Here is an 18,912-nt window from a genome sequence, read left to right as displayed (position 1 = left end):
CCGACTCGGAAGGGGTCGAAACGGCGACGAAACGACGGCCGACGACGACCCCCGGTATAAATGGCTGGTGCTGTTAACTCTTTCATTTATGTTCCGGAGGAACACTAATCGAGGGCGATGGCAGAATCCGAACCACCGTCCACCGAACGCGATTCGCATCCGAACCACCCGAACGTCGACCAATCGGACCGCGTTCTCCCGCGAAACCTGCGTCAGTCGGGCGACCCAGGGATCGAGATGTTGGTCTCGACTCGGGTCCGCAAATCCCCGTTCTTCCACAAGTCGTTCAACGAGGAGGGCGCGTGGCGCTGCACGGTCTACAACCGGATCTACCACCCCCGCGGGTTGGTCGAACCCGAGGACGGCGGCGCGATGGCGGAGTACGAAGCCCTGACCGAGGCCGTGACGCTGTGGGACGTCGCCGTCGAGCGCCAGATCCGCGTGAAGGGTCCCGACGCGGAGGCGCTCACCGACTACGTTATCACCCGGGACGCGACCGAGATCGAGCCGATGCACGGCAAGTACGTCATCCTCTGCAACGAGGACGGCGGCGTGCTGAACGATCCGATCTTGCTGCGCGTCGAGGAGGACGAGTTCTGGTTCTCGATCTCGGACTCCACGCTCATGCAGTGGCTACAGGGCGTCAACGTCGGGAAGGACTTCGACGTCGAGATCGACGAGATCGACGTCGCGCCGATGCAGATTCAGGGCCCGCGCTCGGAGGACGTAATGGTTGAGGTCGTCGGCGAGGAGGTCTCCGAGATTCCCTACTACGGCCTGATGGAAGCCGAGATCGACGGCTGTCCCGTCCTCGTGAGCCAGACCGGGTTCTCGGGCGAGAAGGGGTTCGAGATCTACGTGAAGGACGCGATGGAGAACGCCGAGCGGGTCTGGGACCCGGTTCTCGAAACCGTGAAGGATCACGGCGGGATGCAGATCGCGCCCGGCCACCACCGTCGGATCGCGGCTGGCATCCTCTCGTGGGGCCAGGACATGGACCACGAAACCTCGCCGTTCCAGGTCAATCTCGGCTACCAGGTCCCCGACGACAAGGAGGGCGACTACGTCGGCAAGGAGGCGCTCGAACGCCAGCAGGAGCAGATCGAGAACGGCGAATACCCATTCAATCTCAAGATGGTCGGCCTGAAGATGGCGGGCGAGCCGATTCGGGATTACGCCCCCGACTTCTGGCTCGTCTCCGACCCCGATACGGGCGAGGAGTGTGGGTACATGACGTCGCCGTGGCACAACCCCGAGCTGGAGACCAACATCGGACTTGGATTCGTGCCGGCGGAGAAACTGCAGGCCGAGACCGACGCGGCGCTCAACGACGAGATCTACGAGGAGGATCTCGACATCGAGTTTCAGGTGCATCTCCCGGACGAGTACGCTGAGGAGCCCGGTGAGTCGGTGTACGCCACGGTCGCGGAGGTGCCGTTCAAGGAGTCGGTGAACCCGAGCGCCCGCGAACAGGCCAAACTGAACGCGCGAAAGGACGCCGAATCAGAGTAAGTCCTGTCGCGCCAGCCGGCCGTCGTTTTTCCGCCGATCGATACGCCGAACGCGATCGAATTAGTCCTCTAGGAGCGTCGTCTCGACGAGTTTCGCCGTCCCACGGCGGATTCGGCCGCCGATGGCGGTCGGCGAGAGGTCGAGCTCGTCCGCGATGTCGTCGAGGCGCGCCTCGCGTGGTTCCTCGAAGTAGCCGTTCTCGTAGGCCGTTACCAGTGCGACACGCTGGGCCTCGGTCAGCCCCGTCGGCTCCCCACCGTTCCACTCGTCCTGCTGGAACATCTGTTGGAGAGTAAAGGAGATGTCCTCCTCGTCACAGTAGTCCGCGAGTGCGGCGAGTGCTTCCCGGCCAGGGAACTGGAGCCGGACCGTCCAGCCACGGGTGTTGGTGATCGCCTCGCGCATCAGCCCGCTGAGCTCGCTCGTTTTCGGCGAGATCAGCTTCGTCTCGGGTGGGTGGCGGATCCGATAGACGCGGGTCGCCGCCGAGCCCGCCACCAACTCCCACTCCGCAACCGTGTGATCCTCGTCGAGCTGCGTTTCGAACTCCTCACCGGGGTTCTCGACGAGGAAGAAGAAGATCCCCGTCTCGGGATCGGTGCCGGACTGTGGCACGACTCGGATCGTCACGTCGGAACACTCGCGGATCGTGGGTGCCAGCGAGAGATCCGAATGAGCAATGTCGACGACGGCGATCAGGTTCACGTCGGAGCACCTCGTGGGGTGCCTCGCTGCGTCGCCGTTCGATGTGCCACCAGCGACTGCGTGACAGCCCGAACGATGGGATCCACGCCGAACGAACCTCGACCGTGACAGGACGCCGAGGCCGAGGGACGAACCGATGGTTCGAACGCGGTCGATCGCCAGTCGTCGTCAGCCCAGTGGTCGATCACTGTTTTCGTGTATCATGCGATGGTTCGCGGACAGTCAGTTAAAGCGTTCGGGTCGGGCTGGTTCGTCGCACGCTCGGTGACATCGTCGAGTGAGCTCGGCGGTAGTCGATCTCGTTACCGATACCCCAGCCAGTGTACCGTAGCACGGTTCGGGGTGCGTGGATCGATACGACTGGCGACAGCGTGAACAGGGACGAATTTGGGTCCGAGTTCGGGGTATGTTTTTATATGGCGTCATTGTGATTATGGAGTGGGTGAGCACCCAACTATGTCAAACGATACTATTGCGGAACGCATCGAGGCGGGGGAGAGCTTCGTCGATCCCGATGACTTCGAGTTCGACAACGCCGACGACGACATCGACCGCGAGAACGAGAGCACGCGCGACCTGCTCGGCCGCGTCAGCGGCGCGCTGAACCGTCGTTCGTTCATGGGTAACGCCGCGAAAGCCGGAGCCGGAGCGGTCGCGCTCGGGACCCTCGCGTCGGGCTCTGCGGCCGCCTATCACGAGGCCAGCGACGTCGACATCCTGAACTTCGCGCTGACCCTCGAACACCTCGAGGCCGCGTACTACAACGAGTTCCTCGACGAACACTCCGAAGGTGAGGTCGAGCGCTCCGACGCAATCGGGGCGAAGTTCGCCGATCCCCAGCTCCAGTACTCGACCTGGCAGGAGATCGTAGCGATCCGCGACCACGAGGAAGCCCACGTGGACGCACTCACGAAGACAATCAAGGACCTCGGTGGCACGCCTGTCGAGGCCGCCGAGTACGAGTTCCCGTACTCCACGATGGAGGAGTTCGTCAAGTTCTCGAACCGTGTCGAGGCGGTCGGCACGTCGGCGTACGCCGGTGCGGCACCGTTCCTCGACAACGAGGCCGTCGTAGAGGCAGGGCTTTCGATCCATTCGGTCGAGGCACGCCACACCAGCTACTTCGGCGCACTCCTGCCGAAGAGCTCGATGCCGAACGCGTTCGACCCGGCCCGCAGCATGGACCAGGTCGTCGGCATCGTCTCCCCGCTGATCGTCTCCGAGTAGTTACGCCGACACCACACTCTCGCTTTTTTCGGATGCCGCGTGCCGCCGAGAGTCGTCTCCGTTCACTGCCGTCCCGTTTCCGTGGGGCGAATTTGGGCCCGAGTTCGGCCTACTTTCATACGGGCGATGGACGTACGATGGTCCGTGCGGCGACGCACGGAACTACGATGACTGATGAAAACACGATCCGCGAGGAGTCTGACGGGGTTCTCGATTTTATCGGACAGGTCAGCGATCAACTGCGCTCGCGGCGGGCGTTCATGGGCGATGCGGCGAAGGTCGGTGCGAGTGCGACCGCGCTGTCGGCGCTGGGAGCCGGCACCGCGGCCGCAAACGACGGCGGTGACAGCGGAAACGGTGGATCGAGCCCGAGCGACGTCGACATCCTAAACTACGCGCTCACGCTCGAACACCTCGAAGCGAACTACTACGACCAGTTCCTCGCCGAACACTCCGAGGAGGAGGTCGAGCGTTCGGCGGTGGCCCAGTACTTCGCACGACCGACGCTCCAGTACTCGACGTACCAACAGATCCAGGACGTCCGGGATCACGAACAGGCTCACGTCGAGGCGCTCAGTCAGACGATCGAGGATCTCGGTGGGACGCCGGTCGAGCCGGCTGAGTACGAGTTCCCGTACTCCTCGATGGAGGAGTTCGTCGCGCTGTCGGACCGGATCGAGGCGGTCGGTGTCTCCGCCTACGCGGGCGCGGCACCGATGATCGACAACGAGGAAGTCTTGAAGGCCGCGCTCTCGATCCACTCGGTTGAGGCCGAACATCAGACGTACTTCCAGCTGCTCAACCTCCAGCGGCCCGCGCCGGAGGCGTTCAACGAGGCGCGCTCGATGGAGCAGGTGCTCCCGATCGCCAAACAGTTCATCGTCGGCGAGAACGACGTGCCCGAGATGGCGTCGGCGACGTTCGAGAACCAGACTACGGACGGGTCGAACGTCACTGTCGCGTCGGCCGCGCTGCCCGACGGCGGCTTCGTCGCGATGCACGATAGCAGCCTGCTCGATGGCAACGTCGCCGGGAGCGTCATCGGCGTCTCCGAGAAGTTCGACGCCGGCACGCAGATGGACGTGAACGTGCCGCTGTACTCGGGCGTCCCCGGCGGGGACTACGATCAGTCGCGGCTCGAAGAGGATCAGACGCTGATCGCCATGCCGCACAAGGACACCAACGGCAACGGCACCTACGACTTCCTCACCTCCGGTGGCGAGCAGGACGGTGCCTACACTCAGGACGGCAGCGCCGTCGTCGACGACGCAGAGATCACCGTCGAGTAGTCCGCTGGCGCTCCGCGACCGACTGCGCCGATCGAACGTGCCGATTTTTCGCTTGGTCGCGAGCAGGTTTCGACAAGACTTAACCTGCCGGTCGCATCCGATCCATCATGAGCGAAAGCGAACAACAGGGGAGCCAGACCCGCTCGTGTGTCTCGTGTGGGATCAACATCTCGGGCACCAACGCCGCCGCCTTCGACTGTCCCGAGTGTGGAACCCAGATCTACCGGTGTGCGACCTGTCGCAAGCAGAGTAACCTCTACGAGTGTCCCGACTGCGGGTTCACGGGGCCGTAACGATGGGGAAGGTCGCCGCGAAGCTCAAGGTGATGCCGGAGAGCCCCGAGGTCGACCTCGACGAACTCCAGCACGAACTCGAGGACTCGCTGCCCGAGGGCGCGAAGATCAACGGGTTCGAGCGTGACGACGTCGCGTTCGGTCTCGTTGCCCTCCTGCCGACGGTGATCGTTCCCGACGACGCCGGCGGGACCGAGGCGGTCGAGGAGGCGTTCGCCGACGTCGGCACGGTCGAAAGCGTCGCCGTCGAGAACGTCGGTCGGATCTAAGCGGGAGACACGAGGCGTCGGGACCGTCGCGACGTGTCGGCCCGGAACGCACGTTTTATCACGGCCGGAAAACAACCGAGCCGTATGCCTAACTCGAAAGGACCGCTGAAGAAGACCCGGAACAAGCTCTCGAACGACCCGCGCGAGCGCGGGACGTCCCCGCCCCAGCGCGCGATCGAGAACTTCGACGAGGGCGACCACGTCCACCTCAGCCTCGACCCGAGCGTCACCGATGGACGGTTCCATCCCCGGTTCAACGGTCACACTGGCGAGGTGCTCGGCAGTCAGGGTCGTGCCTATCAGGTGGCGATCGTCGACGGCGACACCGAGAAGACCCTGATCGTCACGCCGGAGCATCTCAGCCGTCAGGAATGACGATCTTCAAGGAGCAGCTCGACGAGGAGTATCTCACGCTCGCCGAAACCAAGGAACTGCTCGCCGATGTCGAAGCCGAGCACGCGGCCGACGAGGACCGTGAGATGCCCTACGAGCTCGCGCGCGCCATCGATCACGTCAACCGATTCGCGGATCTCACGCCCGAGGAGGCCCGAGAGTTCGTGGCCGAACTCCGCGACCACGAGAAGGTCGACGAACCGACCGCGTACAAGATCGCGGACCTCAAACCCGCCAATCGTGACGAGCTCCGCGCGATCTACGCTCAGGAGCGGTTCTCGCTGTCGGGCGACGAGCTCGACGACGTTCTCGCGATCGTGGCGAAACACGTCTGATCGCCGCGAATTTAAGTACGTCCTCGGTGTAATGGGGGCATGAGTGACGCCGAGAGCGACGACGGGGCGTCGACCGAGCGGACACGAGCCGTCGTGCTCGATCTGCTGCCCAACGGCCGTCCCGACGACGACCGGCCAGCACATCAGAAACCGCCGATCGCCTACGTCCTCGGCGAGTCACAGTTTCAGCTCCGAGAGCTGACGCTGACCGAGGACGCCGACATCAGTTTCGGCGATCGGATCCAGTTCGACGGCGAAGGGATCGAATCCGTTCGTGAGGTAACTCACGGTGACCTCTCGAACGCCGCGCGATCGGAGCTCGAGTACGCGGTCGAGGAGATCATCGATCGCGACGAGGCGCGGTTCGTCGGCTTCTACAACGACGCCCAGCCGATCACGCTCCGGCTCCACCAGCTCAACCTGCTCCCTGGTATCGGCAAGAAACTCCGAAACTCGATCCTCGACGAGCGAAAGCGCGAGCCGTTCGACGGGTTCGACGACCTCGAAGAGCGGGTCGCGGGGCTCCACCGCCCGAAGGAGATTCTCGTCGAGCGGCTGATCGAGGAACTCCGCGACGACGACCTCAAGTACCGCATCTTCGTCGGGCGCGATCCGGACGAGGGCTGAGTCGTGAGCGCGTCGGCGATGTCGCTGTGGTCCGACGAGAGTACGCACGCTCTCGCAGCCGACGATTACCCAATCGCGAATCGAACCGTCGTCGAGGCAGCACTTCCGTACGCGGATACCGTGTTCGTCTGTTTCGACATCGAGTGGTTGGACGAAGACCTACCGGACACTGCCGACTGCGAAGCGGTGTGGACGGACGTGCGCGAGGAGTTCGAGCCGCTTGGTGAGGACCGCTGGGACCGCGATAGTCCGCAGTTTCGAGCGCCGTTGCCCGACGCGAGCGGAACGGTCGAACGGCTCGCGTCGCTCGTGGATGGTATCTTTGGAAACCACTTTCTGTTCAGGCTCGCGCTCCAACGAGGGGGAGAGTCGATTTACTTCGCTGTTCCGCATCACGACTGGACGCACATCGGCGTGAACTGGGTGGGCGGCGAGGAGTTCCGTAGCAACGTATCGGATGCGCTTGCTCCGCTGTGGGCCTGTCTAGTTCCGGACGAGATACGCATCGAGTGGACGAAAGACGGCCGGCAGTACCGTGTCGAAACCGATTCGATCTGTGTCTCGACGATTGATGGAAGCAGTACGACCTGCTATGGATTCCACTCCGTTGCTGGGGTGACCGTCGAGGAGAACGGCCGGCGAGTCAGCTTCCGAGAGCCGGACCGAAACGATAGTGCTGGATTCGCCAAACGGCTTCTGACAAGCCTCTACGACCGTGTCGTGAGTCCGCCCGACGCTTTCGAGTTCGACGATCCGGCGACCGGCCGCGAGTTCGCACGCATCGTTCGGGAGACGCTGGCTGCGTACCAACCGGCGTCGGGTGCGGAGTAAACAGGGCGTTTAATACGCGACGAACGGATACACCAAGTCATGACCGGTCGGAACCGCTCGTCGACGGAGGGTCGTGATCCCGACGCGCTGCTGGCCCGGGCGGGGATCCAGCCCGACCGGAACCAGGATCAACACTTCCTCGTCGACGACCGCGTGCTCGACCGTCTTCCGACGTACGCCGAGGCGTTCGACACCAGTCACGTCCTCGAGATCGGAGCCGGAACGGGCGCGCTGACCGACCGCCTACTCGATACGGCCGACCGCGTCACGGCGATCGAGCGCGACGCGCGACTCGCTGACTTCCTTCGCGAGGAGTTCGCCGACGCCTGCGCGGACGGACGGCTCGATGTCGTCGAGGGTAACGCGCTCTCGCTCGAGATTCCCGAGTTCTCTGTGTCGGTGTCGAACCTCCCGTACGGCGTTTCGAGCGAGGTGCTCTTTCGGTTGCTGCCCGCGAAGCGACCGCTCGTGATCATGGTACAACGGGAGTTCGCCGAGCGGATGGTCGCCGCCCCCGGAACCGACGACTACGGTCGTCTATCGGTGACTGTGGGCCACTACGCGGAGTGCGAGATCGTCGAAACCGTGCCGCCGGAGGCGTTCTCGCCGCCGCCGGCCGTCGAGAGTGCAATCGTGCGAACTTCGCCGTGCGATCCGGACTACGCGATCGACGAGATGGCGTTTCTCGCGTTCGTCAGGGCGGTGTTCACCCAGCGGCGCAAGACCGTTCGCAACGCGATCCGGAACACGACCCACATCTCGGAGATCGAGCAACCGGCGGCGGTGGTCGAGGCTGCCGACGAGGAGTTACTGAGAAAGCGGGCGGGCGATCTCACACCGGAGGAGTTCGCCGCACTGGCCCGTCTCGGTGTGGAAGTCGGTGGTGCGCCAAGCGAAGAACCGACGTCGGGGAGCGAGATCGAATGACCAGCGACCGGCGGTCGACGATCGAGATCGAGGAGTCGATCGACGTGACCGCCGCGTTCGCGGGTTCCCGGCGATTTCATGCAGCGAGGAAAAGCGGATGGCGGTGCACGGATGGGTATGGGCGTCGTAGACGAGGTACGGGACTCGATCGTTCCCGACGGCGACGACGAGCCGACGACGTATCGCTGTACCGACTGTCTCGTGGAGTTCGACGAGCGCCAGCAGCTCTGTCCCGAATGTGGTGGCGAGCGATTCGACGCCGTCTGAGTCGGGCGCGTGACCGTTCCGTGTGTCGGCGATCGGCTGTCGTTCCGAGTGCTCGATCGGCCGGTCGACCGTCCGGCTCGATAGCGAGACGGCCGGCCATCGTAGACGGCCACGATGGGACGCGACGATGAACGTCTTCGAGTACGCAAAGGAGTTGCAGCGGGCGTACTTCCACACGCTCGGAGAGCAACTGCTCGGGACCGTCGTGCTGTTCGGGTTGCTGGCGGTGGCTGGCGAAGCCATCAGGCGAGCTGGTCGCCCGCTCAAACGGCGCTACAGTTCGCGATTGACCGAGGCGACCCAGGCCGGTGCGGTGGCGCTGCTCACCGTCGGTGTCGTCCTCGCTTTAGCTGTGGTCTGGCACGTCACCGGGTTCGTCGAGTATCTCGTCAAGTCGGCGTCTGTGACGCGTTTCGAGGCTGCTCGCGTACTGATCACGATCGCGGTCCTCGTGATCGCGTACCTCCTCATCCGACTCATCAACCGCTCGATCGATCGACTCTCCGAGGAGTACGACGCGATTACTGACCACCAGAGCGAAGTGGCGTATCACGTCGCCGACGTCGGGGTATCCGTATTCGCGTTTATGGGGCTGCTCGTCATCTGGGGTATCGATCCGGGACAGCTGTTCGTCGGCGCGGGCGTACTCGGGGCAGTGCTCGGCTACGCGGCACGCGACACCCTCGGTGCGATCACCGCCGGGTTCGTGCTCCTCTTTTCACGGCCGTTCCGGGTTGGTGACTGGATCGAGGTCGATGGGCACGAGGGTGTGGTTCGGGACGTGACCATCGTCAACACGAAGATCAGGACGTTCGACGACGAGCACGTGCTGATCCCGAACAACGAGGTCACCAGTAATCCGCTGATCAACCGATCGGAGAACGACCGATACCGGGTCGACATCGAGATGAGTGTCGACTACGATACTGACCTCGATCGTGCGATGGCGGTGGCCACGGAGTCGATGGAGGACCACGACGACCGGATTCGGGAGGTCCCCTCGCCACGGACGGTGCTGAAACGGTTCGCCGACTCCGGGATCGTCCTCGAACTCCGTTTTTGGGTCGACAAGCCGAGCGCTCGTCGCGTCTGGGCGTCGAAGACTGGCGTGATCCAGTCGGTGAAGACTGCCTTCGATCGCGAAGGGATCACCATCCCGTTCCCCCAGCGGACGCTCAACGCACGGGCGGAATCCGGCTTCGACGTCACCGATCGCGGTGCGCCCGAACGCACTGACTCCGGTACACGAGCGCGGGGATCGACCACGGCGACCGACGGCGGCGAGAACTGATGGGGCTCGACGACCGCCGCGAACGCGACGACGTGTACCAGCCCGCCGAGGACTCAGATCTCCTCGCGACCGCAGCGATGGCCGACGTCACGCCGACCGACCGTGTGCTCGACGTCGGCACGGGATCAGGGTACGTCGCAGCGCAACTGCAAGCGGCCGGAGCGCGAGTCGTGGGTGTCGACCGGAATCCTCACGCTTGCCGGCAGGCCCGCGAGGCGGGGATCGACGCCGTTCGGGCCGATCTCACGGCCGCGTTTGCGGCCGAGGCGTTCGATCTCGTGACGTTCAATCCGCCGTACCTCCCGACCGAGCCCGACGAGGCGGCCGACGACTGGATGGGGGTGGCGCTGTCGGGTGGCGAGACCGGGCGAGCGGTCATCGAACCGTTTCTCGCGGACGTCGGACGCGTACTCGCGCCCGAGGGCCGAGTTCTCTTACTCGTGAGTAGCCTCGCCGGCGTCGAGACGATCGTCGAACACGCCGCCCACGTGGGGTTCGCAAGCGAGACCGTCACCGAGGACTCGTTTCCGTTCGAGACCTTGTCGGTCCTGCGGCTGACGAGGAACTGATCGCCGCTTGATGGCGCGGCGTGTGACTGCGAAACGATTTGTGGCTGCCGATCCTCGACCGGAGCATGTCGTGGGATACGATCGATCTCGACCGCGATGAGGGCGTCGCGACGATCACCGTCGACCGCCCCGATCGGCTGAACGCACTCAACACCGACACCCTCGAAGCTCTGGAGGAGGCGCTGGCGGAGGCTCGGGACGCCCGCGCGCTCGTCCTCACGGGAGCAGGCGACGATGCGTTCGTCGCGGGTGCGGACATCGCGTACATGGCGGAGCTTTCGGTCGCGGAGGCGCAGGCCTACGCCGAGCTCGGCCACCGAGTGACCGACGCCATCGAGACGTTCCCAGCCCCGGTGATCGCCGCAGTCAACGGGTACGCCTTCGGCGGCGGCTGTGAACTCGCGCTCGCCGCCGACCTCCGGGTGGCGTCCGAGCGCGCCGTCCTCGGCCAGACCGAGATCGATCTCGGGATCGTTCCTGGCTGGGGCGGAACGCAGCGGCTCTCGCGGCTGGTCGGCGACGAACTCGCGCGCCGGTTGGTATTCTTCGGCGAGCGTGTCGACGCCCAGGACGCCCACCAACACGGGCTGGTCGGCGAGGTCGTCGCCCACGACGAACTCGACGATCACGTCGCCGGGATGGCCGCCGAACTCGCCGCGAAACCCAAACACGCGCTTCAGGCCGCGAAGGAGGCGATGAACCAGGTCCACGAGACGCACCAGTCGGCCGGGCTGACCTACGAGCGCCGGGCGTGGAGCGGGCTCTTCGGCACCGACGACCAGCGCGAGGGGATGCGTGCGTTCGTCGAGGACCGCGAGCCGGAGTTCGAGTAACGGCGACCGAACGGCGTTTCGACTTCGTTCGAGCGCTTTCGACGCTGGCGGTAGCGGTGCGGGCCTGGTGGATGAAGGGCGAGGCCGGGAGCGAACGGCCGAGGGCTTCGGCGGTGCTGTGCGGGGCAGACGTGAAAACTATCCGTGCGAGCGAAGCGAGCACGGTTCACCGCGAACGAGCGCCGTCGGCGCGAGTGAGCGGGTGTTTTTAGTCCAGGTTTTACGAGGAGTGGTGCGCGAGCAAAGCGAGCGCACTCGACGAAGTAAAAAAGTGGCTAGTCGTCCTGCGGAACGATGTCGCCACCTGGCGCGACGGTATCGGAGACCGTCTCCTCGACTTGCGTGTAGACGAACACGAACCCGATCGCCGCGAGCGCGGCCCCGAACGCGAAGGGATAGACGAACCCGAATCCGACGAGAAAGCCGGAGGCGAGTGGGCCGATGGCGACCCCCAGTCCGAACGCCATCGTGAGGATCGAGAGCTGCGTGCCCGACTGGCCCTTGCCGGCGAGGTCGCCTGCGAGCGCGAGCGCCGGCGCGAACACCATCGCCACCGCCACGCCCTGGCCGAGCCGGACGGCGATCATCAGGAGGGGTTCGGTCACGAGACCCTGGACGAACGTCGTGGGGACGAGCAGGACGAACCCGGCAACGATGAACGGACGACGGCCGTAGCGGTCGCTCGCCTGACCGATCGGGACTTGAAGAATGACGTTCGCAATGACCACGGCGGCGAACTCGACGCTGAACAGGAACGGCCCCTGATCGAGTCGACTGTTGATCAACTCCTGGAGCGTCGCGAAGAGGCCGATGCCGATAGCCATGAAGAGCGTAGCGAGACCGAGCGTGAAAACCGGATCCAGGAGGTGCTCGCCGGTCGGATCGCGGATCGCTACCGAGAGATCCTCGCCGGCGGCGGCCTCGGTCTCCGGCGGGTCCGAAACCAGCAGCGTCACCAGCGCGAAACTCGCCGCCGCGCCGAGAACGGCGACGGCGAACGCGGCCTCGAAGCCCGAAACCGTCGTGCCGAACAGCCGATACGTAACGACGCTCGTCCCGGACAGTCCGCCGGTGATGAGGACACCGGCGACGATCGGCCCGAGGCCGAAGCCCAGCAGCCGGAAGGTGTTGAACACGCCGAAGTTCTCGCCACGGTCGACAGATGTCGCGAGTTCGTTCACCAGCGCGACCGTCGCCGGAATGGTGAGCGCCGCGCCGAGTCCTTGGAGCATCCGAAAGGCAACGACCGCGTAGTAGTTATCGACGAACGCGTAGGCGGCGCTCGCGACCCCAAGCAGCGCGAGCCCGCCGAGGATGAACGGCCGACGTTGACCGGTTCGATCCGACAGCCGGCCGGTGAACGGCTGGCCGAGACTGTTGAGAAAGCCGAACAGCGAGAGCACGATCCCGATGAGGAGTTCCTCCGACACCGCGAGCCCGCCCACCTCGACGCCGACCAGGCCCTCTATCGGGATCTGCCCGCTGGCGATATAGAGCGGTAGCACGACGATGAGAAAGGAGTTCGCGATCGAGTCGGCCATCCGAGCGAGCGCGAGCACGAGCACCCGGCGGTCGGTGCCGAGAAACGTGGCGCGAAACCACTCCCGCAAACGTCGGAAAACCATCTACCGACGCCACGCCCCGCGCACCTATCACGGTTTCCTTCGCGGCACGGAACCCAGTCGACTTAACCCGTTGGACCACGAACCGACCGCACCCGAAACGGGACCACATCATGGCAGACGACAAATACGCCGATCTCTTCGAGGAGATCACCGGCGAGACGGGCACGACGCAGTCCCAAGAACAGTCCGAGATCATCGACGTCAGCGACGCCGAGGAGCGCGGCCTGCCGACGACCGAAGTCGACTGTCCCGAGTGTGACAACGACCGGGCGTACTGGTACATGCAGCAGATCCGGTCGGCTGACGAGTCCGAAACCCGGTTTTTCGTCTGCACCGAGTGCGAACACAGCTGGCGCGAGGACGATCACTAGGCCACCACCTTTTGCTGCGCTCACTCGCTTTCTTCTCGTGGGCCGAAGGCCCCCTCGAATGGTCAGCGGCGCGTAGCGCCGCTTGACGCTCGTTCGCTGGCAAAATGTGGATCAAAAGCCGTCGTCACCCCCACCGGAAGAGCAACCTCTTCCGAGCCCTCGTTCGCTTCGCTCACGAGAACTCCGGGGGTTCCTCGGCCGCTCACTCGGCCGTCGGCCTCGCTCGCGGTGCGGCTGTTGGCGCTTGCCGCGACCGCTCCGCAACCGCCCCACGCAGCACCACAGAAGCCCTCACTCCGTTCGTTCGCCCTTCATCCGCCAGGACCGCAACCGCACCGCTACCGCCAGTCTTCAAGAGCACCCGGTGCGTAGCCTCCACTGATGCCGTCGGTCCCCGACGAATCCCTTGCCGAGAGCGGATGGGAACTCACCGAGGACACCACGGAGACGGTGTTCCAACTCTCCGCCGTCCAAGTTGAGGGCCACACGCTCGTCTACGAGGATGCCGATCGGCGCGAAGCGATCGAGTCAGCGTCCGACGGCGATCTCGACGGCCCGTGGCGGTTTTTCTTCGCCACACGACTCACCTTCCGACCACCGCTCGCGCCGGGTGTCGGCCCCACGATGATCCGTCCCGCCGTGGTCGCCGAAGCGCGCCGCACGTTCGTCGACAGACTCGAAGATCGCGGGTTCCATACCATCGACCGCGGCCGAACCGAACGAATGCGTACCGAGGGCGGTAACCGCGCTCGTCTCACGAAGTACACCGCACGCCACGCCATCGCGTCGAACGACCACGACGGCGAAATCGCGATCGAAGCGTGGCTGGCCGTCTGGATTCACGAAGGGTCGTTCCGGATCGCTGGCGGAGCCTACCCGACACAGGGGTTCGACTCGCTGCTCGCGGCGCTCGGAGTCGAGTACACGTTCGATCCGGCTGCCGATCGTGAGGAACTGCTCGGACTGCTACGTGCCGTCGAGTAAGTGGTCCGTGCGGTCGGCTGCCTCCACAGCCGATCACAGCGTCGACAGCGCCTCACGGATCGTCGCTGTGAACGCGCCGTCGGCGCTGACCTGGAGGGGGGCGTCGAGTCGCTCACCGAGCCGACTGGGACGCGCTTCCGCACCGAGAACGGCCACGACCGTACCACGTACCCGTACCACTGCGGTCAGATCGGCCGTTGCGAGCACCCGCGCCGCGCCCGGAAGCACGTCGCGCGCCCGCCGCACCAGCGCCGCCGCAACCCCAACCGTCGGCACCGCGACGTGGAGTCGGTCGGTGGCGGATTCGATCGTGACCTCGTGGCCGTCGATCGACACTGCGAGGTCGGCGCTCACGTCGAGCGGCGCGAGGTCTTCGTCGGCGATCGTCGCGAGCGCGCGCGAGGCGTCCACGGCTACGGCTCGCGCGTCGTGATTCGGAGCGTTCCGTCGACGTGCCAGTGGGCGTGATCGGCGTCCTCACCGGCCTTCGACGGGACCGCGACCTCCATCTCCTCGAACTCGTAGGTGATCTCCGCGCCACGGCCGGTCAGCCGGTCGTACAGCCCGATCGCGAGTTCGGGCCACGTCGTCGTCTCGTCGAGTCGTTCTTCGGGTTCTGATTCGCTCATGGTCCACTCCCTGTTCGGGGCGTGACGGGCTTATAGCCCCAGATAACCGAAGAACTGGCCGTTATCTCCGGCCGAACACGAGATAGCCGGTGTGGCCGACGCCGGCGGTCGAGGGGCGGGTGCCGCGCTCGTCGAAGTCCATCTCGCGCTGGATGGTTTCGTAGGTCTCGACAGCGAGCCCAGCCTCACGGGCACTCTCGACGACTGCGCGGGAATCCTCGACGAACGGCGAGTAGACCGCGAGGAACCCACCCGGAACGAGCAGGTCCGGTGCGTGTTCGACGATCGTGGGGGCGTCGGCGGTATCGAGGGTCACGAGATCGAACCCCGAGAGCTCGTCGAGTGCGTCGCGCGCGTCGCCGGCCCGGACCGCGGCGCTGCCGGGCTCGGGAGCCGACTCGGTTCCGTCTCCCGGTGGCGCTCCGGCGACGCCGGCGAGCGCCATGTTCTCGCGTGCCACGTCGGCGAACTCCGGGTCCTGTTCGTAGGTCACCACCGACGCACCGGCTCGCGCGAGATACGCAGCGAGCACGCCCGTTCCGGTCCCGGCGTCGAGAACGCGATCACCGGTCGCGACGCCGGTGTGGCCGATGATGAGACCGATGTCTCGGGGCATCATTGGCGCGCCGGTGCGCTCGAAGTGATGGAACAGGTCGGGGCCGCGGAGCTCTCGAACCCGAAACTCAGTCCCGAGATGGGTTTCGAGTCGGTCGCCCGGCTCAACGTCGTCCGGCACGTCGAGCACGCCGAGATCGGTTTCGAGAGTCTCGCCCGGCTCGCGGAGGTACTCGCGGTCGTCGGTGACCAGCAGAACGGCGCTCACTCCAGCCGCGAGACCGCGGCCGCGAGGTCGCCGTCGGTCGCTTCGAGAGCCTCGCGTGCGTCGTCCTCGCTCGCGCCGGTGCGCTGGGCGACGATCTCCACGTCCGCTTCCGGGATCCCGTCGCCGCCACCGCTCTCGGCGTCGCCCGCACCGTCGTCGCCGGCCCCGAGCGGGGTTGCCTCCTCCCCGCCGCCCGCTTCGCGCGTTTCGGGTTCGCCGGTGATGGTGTAAGTCGCCTGGCCCTGGGCGTCCATCCGCTGGACGTCGGGTTGATCGAAGACGAGCTCCTCGTCACCGGTACGGATCACGATCTCTTCGGCATCGAGCTCCTCGATGTCGATGCCCATCTGTTCCATCATCTGGTTCAGCTTGCGCGGGTTCATCCCGCCGCCTCCTCCGAACATGGCCGACGGGACGGTAGCCAGCGCCTTGTCCCTTCGGGTTCGCCACGATGGATTCGGCGCTCCCGACATCGGACCGCTGCCGGCGACCGCTGCTCGCAGTAGCGCCGTTTCGGCGGTCGCAAAATCGATCGACAGCGAAACGGAGTGACGACTGGCGCTACCGGTTGCAACACCGATCGAACGCGTGAAACTCGTAGCAAGCAAGAGCGCCAGCGGCCATCGCGAGACCGACGTTCAGCGTCACTGTTCCGAACGCTTCGCCGTCCGAGAGCAGATAGCCGACCGCAGCGAGCCCGAACAGGACGAACAGTCCCGTGGCGATCCCACCAACGACGATCCGCACGACCGGCCGTTCGTGAATCCCGCTCATCTCACATCAACATGGTGAATGCGATCGGGAGGTCGGGTTGGAAGACGAGCACGCCCAACCCGGCCACTAGGGCAACGATCCCCGTCGCAATCGCCAGTTCACGCCCCCAGTCGGGTAGGCGTTCGATGGTGACGACACCAGTGAGTGCGATCATCCAGAAGAAGTTCATCTCGCCGAAAAACGGCATGAGCAGGAAGAAGGGGCCGAAACAGATCAGCACGCAGCTGATCCCGTGATCGAACCCCTTCTTGAGCGCCGCTACGACGTCCTGACTGTGCGGGTCGATACGGGCACAGCACGCGCGAAGTCGGCACCGTTTGAACGACGAGAGCTGGTAGAGGCCCGTGAGCACGAGGACGCCACCGATGACGAGGTGGGTGTGTGCTTGCGTGAACCCGTAGATGCCACCCGGCAGTATCGCGTGGAATCCGAGCGGAATCACGCCCGAGAGCGCCCAGACGAGGTGATAACTCGTGAGAAACGCCGTCACCGCCGTCGTCGCTCCCACGGCCGTTCCCTCGTATGCAGCGACGTACTCCCGAGTGAACCGGATCATTGCGGGGTGCATCATCGCCCACATCATCACGCCCCACATCGAGACGTACCCCACGACCGCACCGAACGTTCCGACGTGGAACACGCCGAGTTCCATCGCTCCCGGCGCGGCCATCGGAACCCCCTGATCCATCAGCCACATCATCCCCGGCATCGGGACGTTCCCGTTGTACAGCATGACCCACCAGAGCACGTCGAGGCCGATCATGGCGACTACGGCGGTGGTCGTGCGGTCGAAATCGATCCCGAAGCTACCGACGCCGTGTCGCATCCTGTCCGCGATTTCGGTGCTGAAACTCATTTTGTGTGTCAAAGAAGCTGCTACGCTCTGTTTGGATAGCGGGACGCTGACTACTCTCGAACGCTGTAGCCGGTCTCCGAAATCGCCTGCCGAACCCGGTCTTCCATCCCCGACTCGCCGCGTGCGACGAGCGTGTTCGTGGGCGAGTCGGTCTCGACGGTCGCGATCCCTTGAAGACTGGTAACCCCTTCTCGGAGCATGTTTTCACAGCTTCGGCAGTTCATGTCGGACACTTCGAAGGTGTATTCCACCATGCGCACTCGGCGAGATGTCCACCAACGACTTAACGAGTCGACACATTCCGGGAAGATTGTCCATCGTTCTACAGTAGTGATCGCGGATTCCGGCCATCGTTCGATAGACCATCGAATCCTGAGATAGACGATCAAATCTTGACACCGATGGCTCCGACGTATCGGCGGACGGTTCCGACGTACCGCTGGCTCCACCCCCGTTCGTGGGTATGATCGAAGACATCTACCGATGGGACGTCAAAGATTTTCGTCCGTGGGTCTCCCGCTATCACTCATCAACGGACTGGTTTCGACCCGTACGAACCGGCTGTTTGGTGCAATACTCCAGTAGACGCCACCGACGAAACGTTTTTTGCCTGGAGTATTGTACGGATTTATCGCATGCCCGAACCGGACGACGCGCTCCCGCTGGGGCGCGGATGACGTCCCGCCGACCAGCACGGGGTCGTGCGTGGATTCGTCGGGCGCAACACGGCGTTGCGAGGGACGTCAGACGAGCCATCGGGGGCGGACGATCGCCGCGGCTCGATACAAGCTCAGGCCTCGACTTTTCGCTGTGAACACGGCTGGGATGCTGCGTCCCGCCGGGCTGCAGCGGTCTCTTTCGACCGGTAGTGAGTACAACCATGATTGGGGAAGACGCGTTCTGTCCGAAGACCGGGGCATCGCTTTCCGACGAGCAACAGTACGACGACCAGGGACGGCCACGGCGTGTCGTCACCGCCGACGAGCAGTCGCTGGCGTCCGCGACGGCCGGCGAGCTCACCACTGGTGCGACTCGGTCGTCGAAAGCTGCGCTGTTCAACCGGTTCCGTCGGTGTCACGCCAACCATCACCCGACCGACGACGCGCTCTACCGGAAGGCGGCGCTCGCACTCGCCCGACTCAAACGAACCGCCGAGGGCACCGAATCGTGGGACGTTCACGTCTGGTACGCCCTCCGTAAACGGCTGGCTGCGGCCGGCTACGACGTCGAATGGATGCACGCTCACGTCGAACCGCGGTGTCCACACTGCCACGGCCGGCTTCGCTACGAGGAGTACGGCGACGACGTGACCGCTCGCTGTGTGACCGACTGCGCCAACGGTATCGATCAGCTGTCCGCGATCAGGCAAACGATCGCCGATCTGTACACCCGTGCGTTCGACGAGACCGTTGCGCCCGCCGAGTTCCTCCTGTTTTGACGTTCGTCCTCGCTTACTTCCCGGCCCGCTCACAGCGCCATCCC

General features: G+C 64.8%; 26 protein-coding genes. 17 read left to right on the top strand and 9 right to left on the bottom strand.

Annotated elements, in window-relative coordinates:
• The first annotated feature begins 117 nt into the window (after positions 1-117).
• Positions 118-1,512 (top strand): aminomethyltransferase family protein, encoded by a 1,395-nt coding sequence (locus tag C449_RS00410; protein ID WP_006075877.1) that lies wholly within the window; start codon positions 118-120, stop codon positions 1,510-1,512.
• A 60-nt stretch (positions 1,513-1,572) separates the two neighbouring features.
• Here C449_RS00410 and C449_RS00405 read toward each other — a convergent pair whose 3' ends face one another.
• Positions 1,573-2,217, bottom strand: a complete 645-nt coding sequence (locus C449_RS00405) for a helix-turn-helix domain-containing protein (protein WP_006075876.1) — start codon at positions 2,215-2,217, stop codon at positions 1,573-1,575.
• 456 nt (positions 2,218-2,673) lie between these two features.
• On the opposite strand from C449_RS00405, the gene C449_RS00395 reads away from it, so the two are divergent.
• From C449_RS00395 to C449_RS00340, 13 genes are all read left to right on the top strand, one after another.
• The gene (locus tag C449_RS00395; RefSeq protein ID WP_006075874.1) at positions 2,674-3,444 is read left to right on the top strand and encodes a ferritin-like domain-containing protein; all 771 of its coding nucleotides are present in this window, start codon (positions 2,674-2,676) and stop codon (positions 3,442-3,444) included.
• 167 nt (positions 3,445-3,611) lie between these two features.
• Positions 3,612-4,733 (top strand): ferritin-like domain-containing protein, encoded by a 1,122-nt coding sequence (locus tag C449_RS00390; protein WP_049913794.1) that lies wholly within the window; start codon positions 3,612-3,614, stop codon positions 4,731-4,733.
• Positions 4,734-4,840: 107 nt separating this feature from the next.
• Positions 4,841-5,026, top strand: coding sequence for an HVO_2753 family zinc finger protein (locus tag C449_RS00385; RefSeq protein WP_005046031.1), 186 nt, complete (start codon positions 4,841-4,843; stop codon positions 5,024-5,026).
• A 2-nt stretch (positions 5,027-5,028) separates the two neighbouring features.
• Entirely contained in the window at positions 5,029-5,295 is a 267-nt protein-coding gene (locus C449_RS00380) for an elongation factor 1-beta (RefSeq protein ID WP_006075872.1), read from the top strand.
• A gap of 84 nt (positions 5,296-5,379) precedes the next feature.
• A complete protein-coding gene (locus C449_RS00375; protein ID WP_006075871.1) occupies positions 5,380-5,670 on the top strand; it encodes a 50S ribosomal protein L21e in 291 nt (96 codons plus the stop codon).
• Complete coding sequence (locus tag C449_RS00370) at positions 5,667-6,023, top strand: RNA polymerase Rpb4 family protein (RefSeq protein WP_005046026.1); 357 nt, start codon at positions 5,667-5,669, stop codon at positions 6,021-6,023. Before C449_RS00375 ends, C449_RS00370 begins: the two co-directional genes overlap by 4 nt.
• 39 nt (positions 6,024-6,062) lie before the next feature.
• Positions 6,063-6,650, top strand: coding sequence for a DUF655 domain-containing protein (locus tag C449_RS00365; RefSeq protein ID WP_006075870.1), 588 nt, complete (start codon positions 6,063-6,065; stop codon positions 6,648-6,650).
• A gap of 3 nt (positions 6,651-6,653) precedes the next feature.
• Positions 6,654-7,481, top strand: a complete 828-nt coding sequence (locus tag C449_RS00360; RefSeq protein ID WP_006075869.1) for a hypothetical protein — start codon at positions 6,654-6,656, stop codon at positions 7,479-7,481.
• 39 nt (positions 7,482-7,520) lie between these two features.
• The gene (locus tag C449_RS00355; protein ID WP_006075868.1) at positions 7,521-8,408 is read left to right on the top strand and encodes a 16S ribosomal RNA methyltransferase A; all 888 of its coding nucleotides are present in this window, start codon (positions 7,521-7,523) and stop codon (positions 8,406-8,408) included.
• A gap of 117 nt (positions 8,409-8,525) precedes the next feature.
• The gene (locus tag C449_RS18180) at positions 8,526-8,675 is read left to right on the top strand and encodes a hypothetical protein (protein WP_006075867.1); all 150 of its coding nucleotides are present in this window, start codon (positions 8,526-8,528) and stop codon (positions 8,673-8,675) included.
• Between the two features lie 127 nt (positions 8,676-8,802).
• Positions 8,803-9,966 carry a mechanosensitive ion channel family protein gene (locus tag C449_RS00350; protein WP_152415612.1) on the top strand — a complete coding sequence of 388 codons (1,164 nt, stop codon included), beginning with the start codon at positions 8,803-8,805 and terminating at the stop codon, positions 9,964-9,966.
• A complete protein-coding gene (locus C449_RS00345) occupies positions 9,966-10,535 on the top strand; it encodes a HemK2/MTQ2 family protein methyltransferase (protein ID WP_006075865.1) in 570 nt (189 codons plus the stop codon). The genes C449_RS00350 and C449_RS00345 overlap by 1 nt, the downstream gene beginning before the upstream one ends.
• Positions 10,536-10,600: 65 nt before the next feature.
• A complete protein-coding gene (locus C449_RS00340) occupies positions 10,601-11,368 on the top strand; it encodes an enoyl-CoA hydratase/isomerase family protein (protein WP_006075864.1) in 768 nt (255 codons plus the stop codon).
• A 275-nt stretch (positions 11,369-11,643) separates the two neighbouring features.
• Here the strand turns inward: C449_RS00340 and C449_RS00335 are convergent, their stop codons facing one another.
• Complete coding sequence (locus C449_RS00335; RefSeq protein WP_006075863.1) at positions 11,644-12,993, bottom strand: MFS transporter; 1,350 nt, start codon at positions 12,991-12,993, stop codon at positions 11,644-11,646.
• A gap of 110 nt (positions 12,994-13,103) precedes the next feature.
• Here C449_RS00335 and C449_RS00330 point away from each other — a divergent pair, with 110 nt between their 5' ends.
• Together C449_RS00330 and C449_RS00325 are read left to right on the top strand one after the other, a co-directional pair.
• The gene (locus tag C449_RS00330) at positions 13,104-13,364 is read left to right on the top strand and encodes an RPA12/RPB9/RPC11 RNA polymerase family protein (RefSeq protein WP_006075862.1); all 261 of its coding nucleotides are present in this window, start codon (positions 13,104-13,106) and stop codon (positions 13,362-13,364) included.
• Between the two features lie 381 nt (positions 13,365-13,745).
• On the top strand, positions 13,746-14,348 hold the full coding sequence (locus C449_RS00325) for a hypothetical protein (protein WP_006075861.1): 603 nt from the start codon (positions 13,746-13,748) through the stop codon (positions 14,346-14,348).
• Positions 14,349-14,381: 33 nt separating this feature from the next.
• Here the strand turns inward: C449_RS00325 and C449_RS00320 are convergent, their stop codons facing one another.
• From C449_RS00320 to C449_RS00290, 7 genes are all read right to left on the bottom strand, one after another.
• Positions 14,382-14,759 (bottom strand): hypothetical protein, encoded by a 378-nt coding sequence (locus tag C449_RS00320; protein ID WP_006075860.1) that lies wholly within the window; start codon positions 14,757-14,759, stop codon positions 14,382-14,384.
• Positions 14,760-14,761: 2 nt separating this feature from the next.
• Positions 14,762-14,977, bottom strand: a complete 216-nt coding sequence (locus C449_RS00315) for a hypothetical protein (RefSeq protein WP_005046005.1) — start codon at positions 14,975-14,977, stop codon at positions 14,762-14,764.
• 61 nt (positions 14,978-15,038) lie between these two features.
• Entirely contained in the window at positions 15,039-15,800 is a 762-nt protein-coding gene (locus C449_RS00310) for a tRNA (adenine-N1)-methyltransferase (RefSeq protein WP_006075859.1), read from the bottom strand.
• Positions 15,797-16,204, bottom strand: a complete 408-nt coding sequence (locus C449_RS00305; protein ID WP_049913778.1) for a nascent polypeptide-associated complex protein — start codon at positions 16,202-16,204, stop codon at positions 15,797-15,799. Before C449_RS00305 ends, C449_RS00310 begins: the two co-directional genes overlap by 4 nt.
• Positions 16,205-16,361: 157 nt before the next feature.
• The gene (locus tag C449_RS00300) at positions 16,362-16,574 is read right to left on the bottom strand and encodes a hypothetical protein (protein WP_006075856.1); all 213 of its coding nucleotides are present in this window, start codon (positions 16,572-16,574) and stop codon (positions 16,362-16,364) included.
• Between the two features lies 1 nt (position 16,575).
• Entirely contained in the window at positions 16,576-17,430 is an 855-nt protein-coding gene (locus C449_RS00295) for a DUF2182 domain-containing protein (protein ID WP_152415611.1), read from the bottom strand.
• 50 nt (positions 17,431-17,480) lie between these two features.
• Positions 17,481-17,684, bottom strand: a complete 204-nt coding sequence (locus C449_RS00290; protein ID WP_006075854.1) for a heavy-metal-associated domain-containing protein — start codon at positions 17,682-17,684, stop codon at positions 17,481-17,483.
• Between the two features lie 626 nt (positions 17,685-18,310).
• On the opposite strand from C449_RS00290, the gene C449_RS00285 reads away from it, so the two are divergent.
• Positions 18,311-18,868: a hypothetical protein gene (locus C449_RS00285; RefSeq protein WP_006075853.1), complete on the top strand. Its 558-nt coding sequence runs from the start codon at positions 18,311-18,313 to the stop codon at positions 18,866-18,868.
• Positions 18,869-18,912 lie beyond the last annotated feature (44 nt).

It is taken from the genome of Halococcus saccharolyticus DSM 5350 (assembly GCF_000336915.1).
Lineage (GTDB): Archaea > Halobacteriota > Halobacteria > Halobacteriales > Halococcaceae > Halococcus > Halococcus saccharolyticus.
Note: the sequence above shows the minus strand (reverse complement) of the source record. Positions and strands in the feature narration are given on the sequence as shown.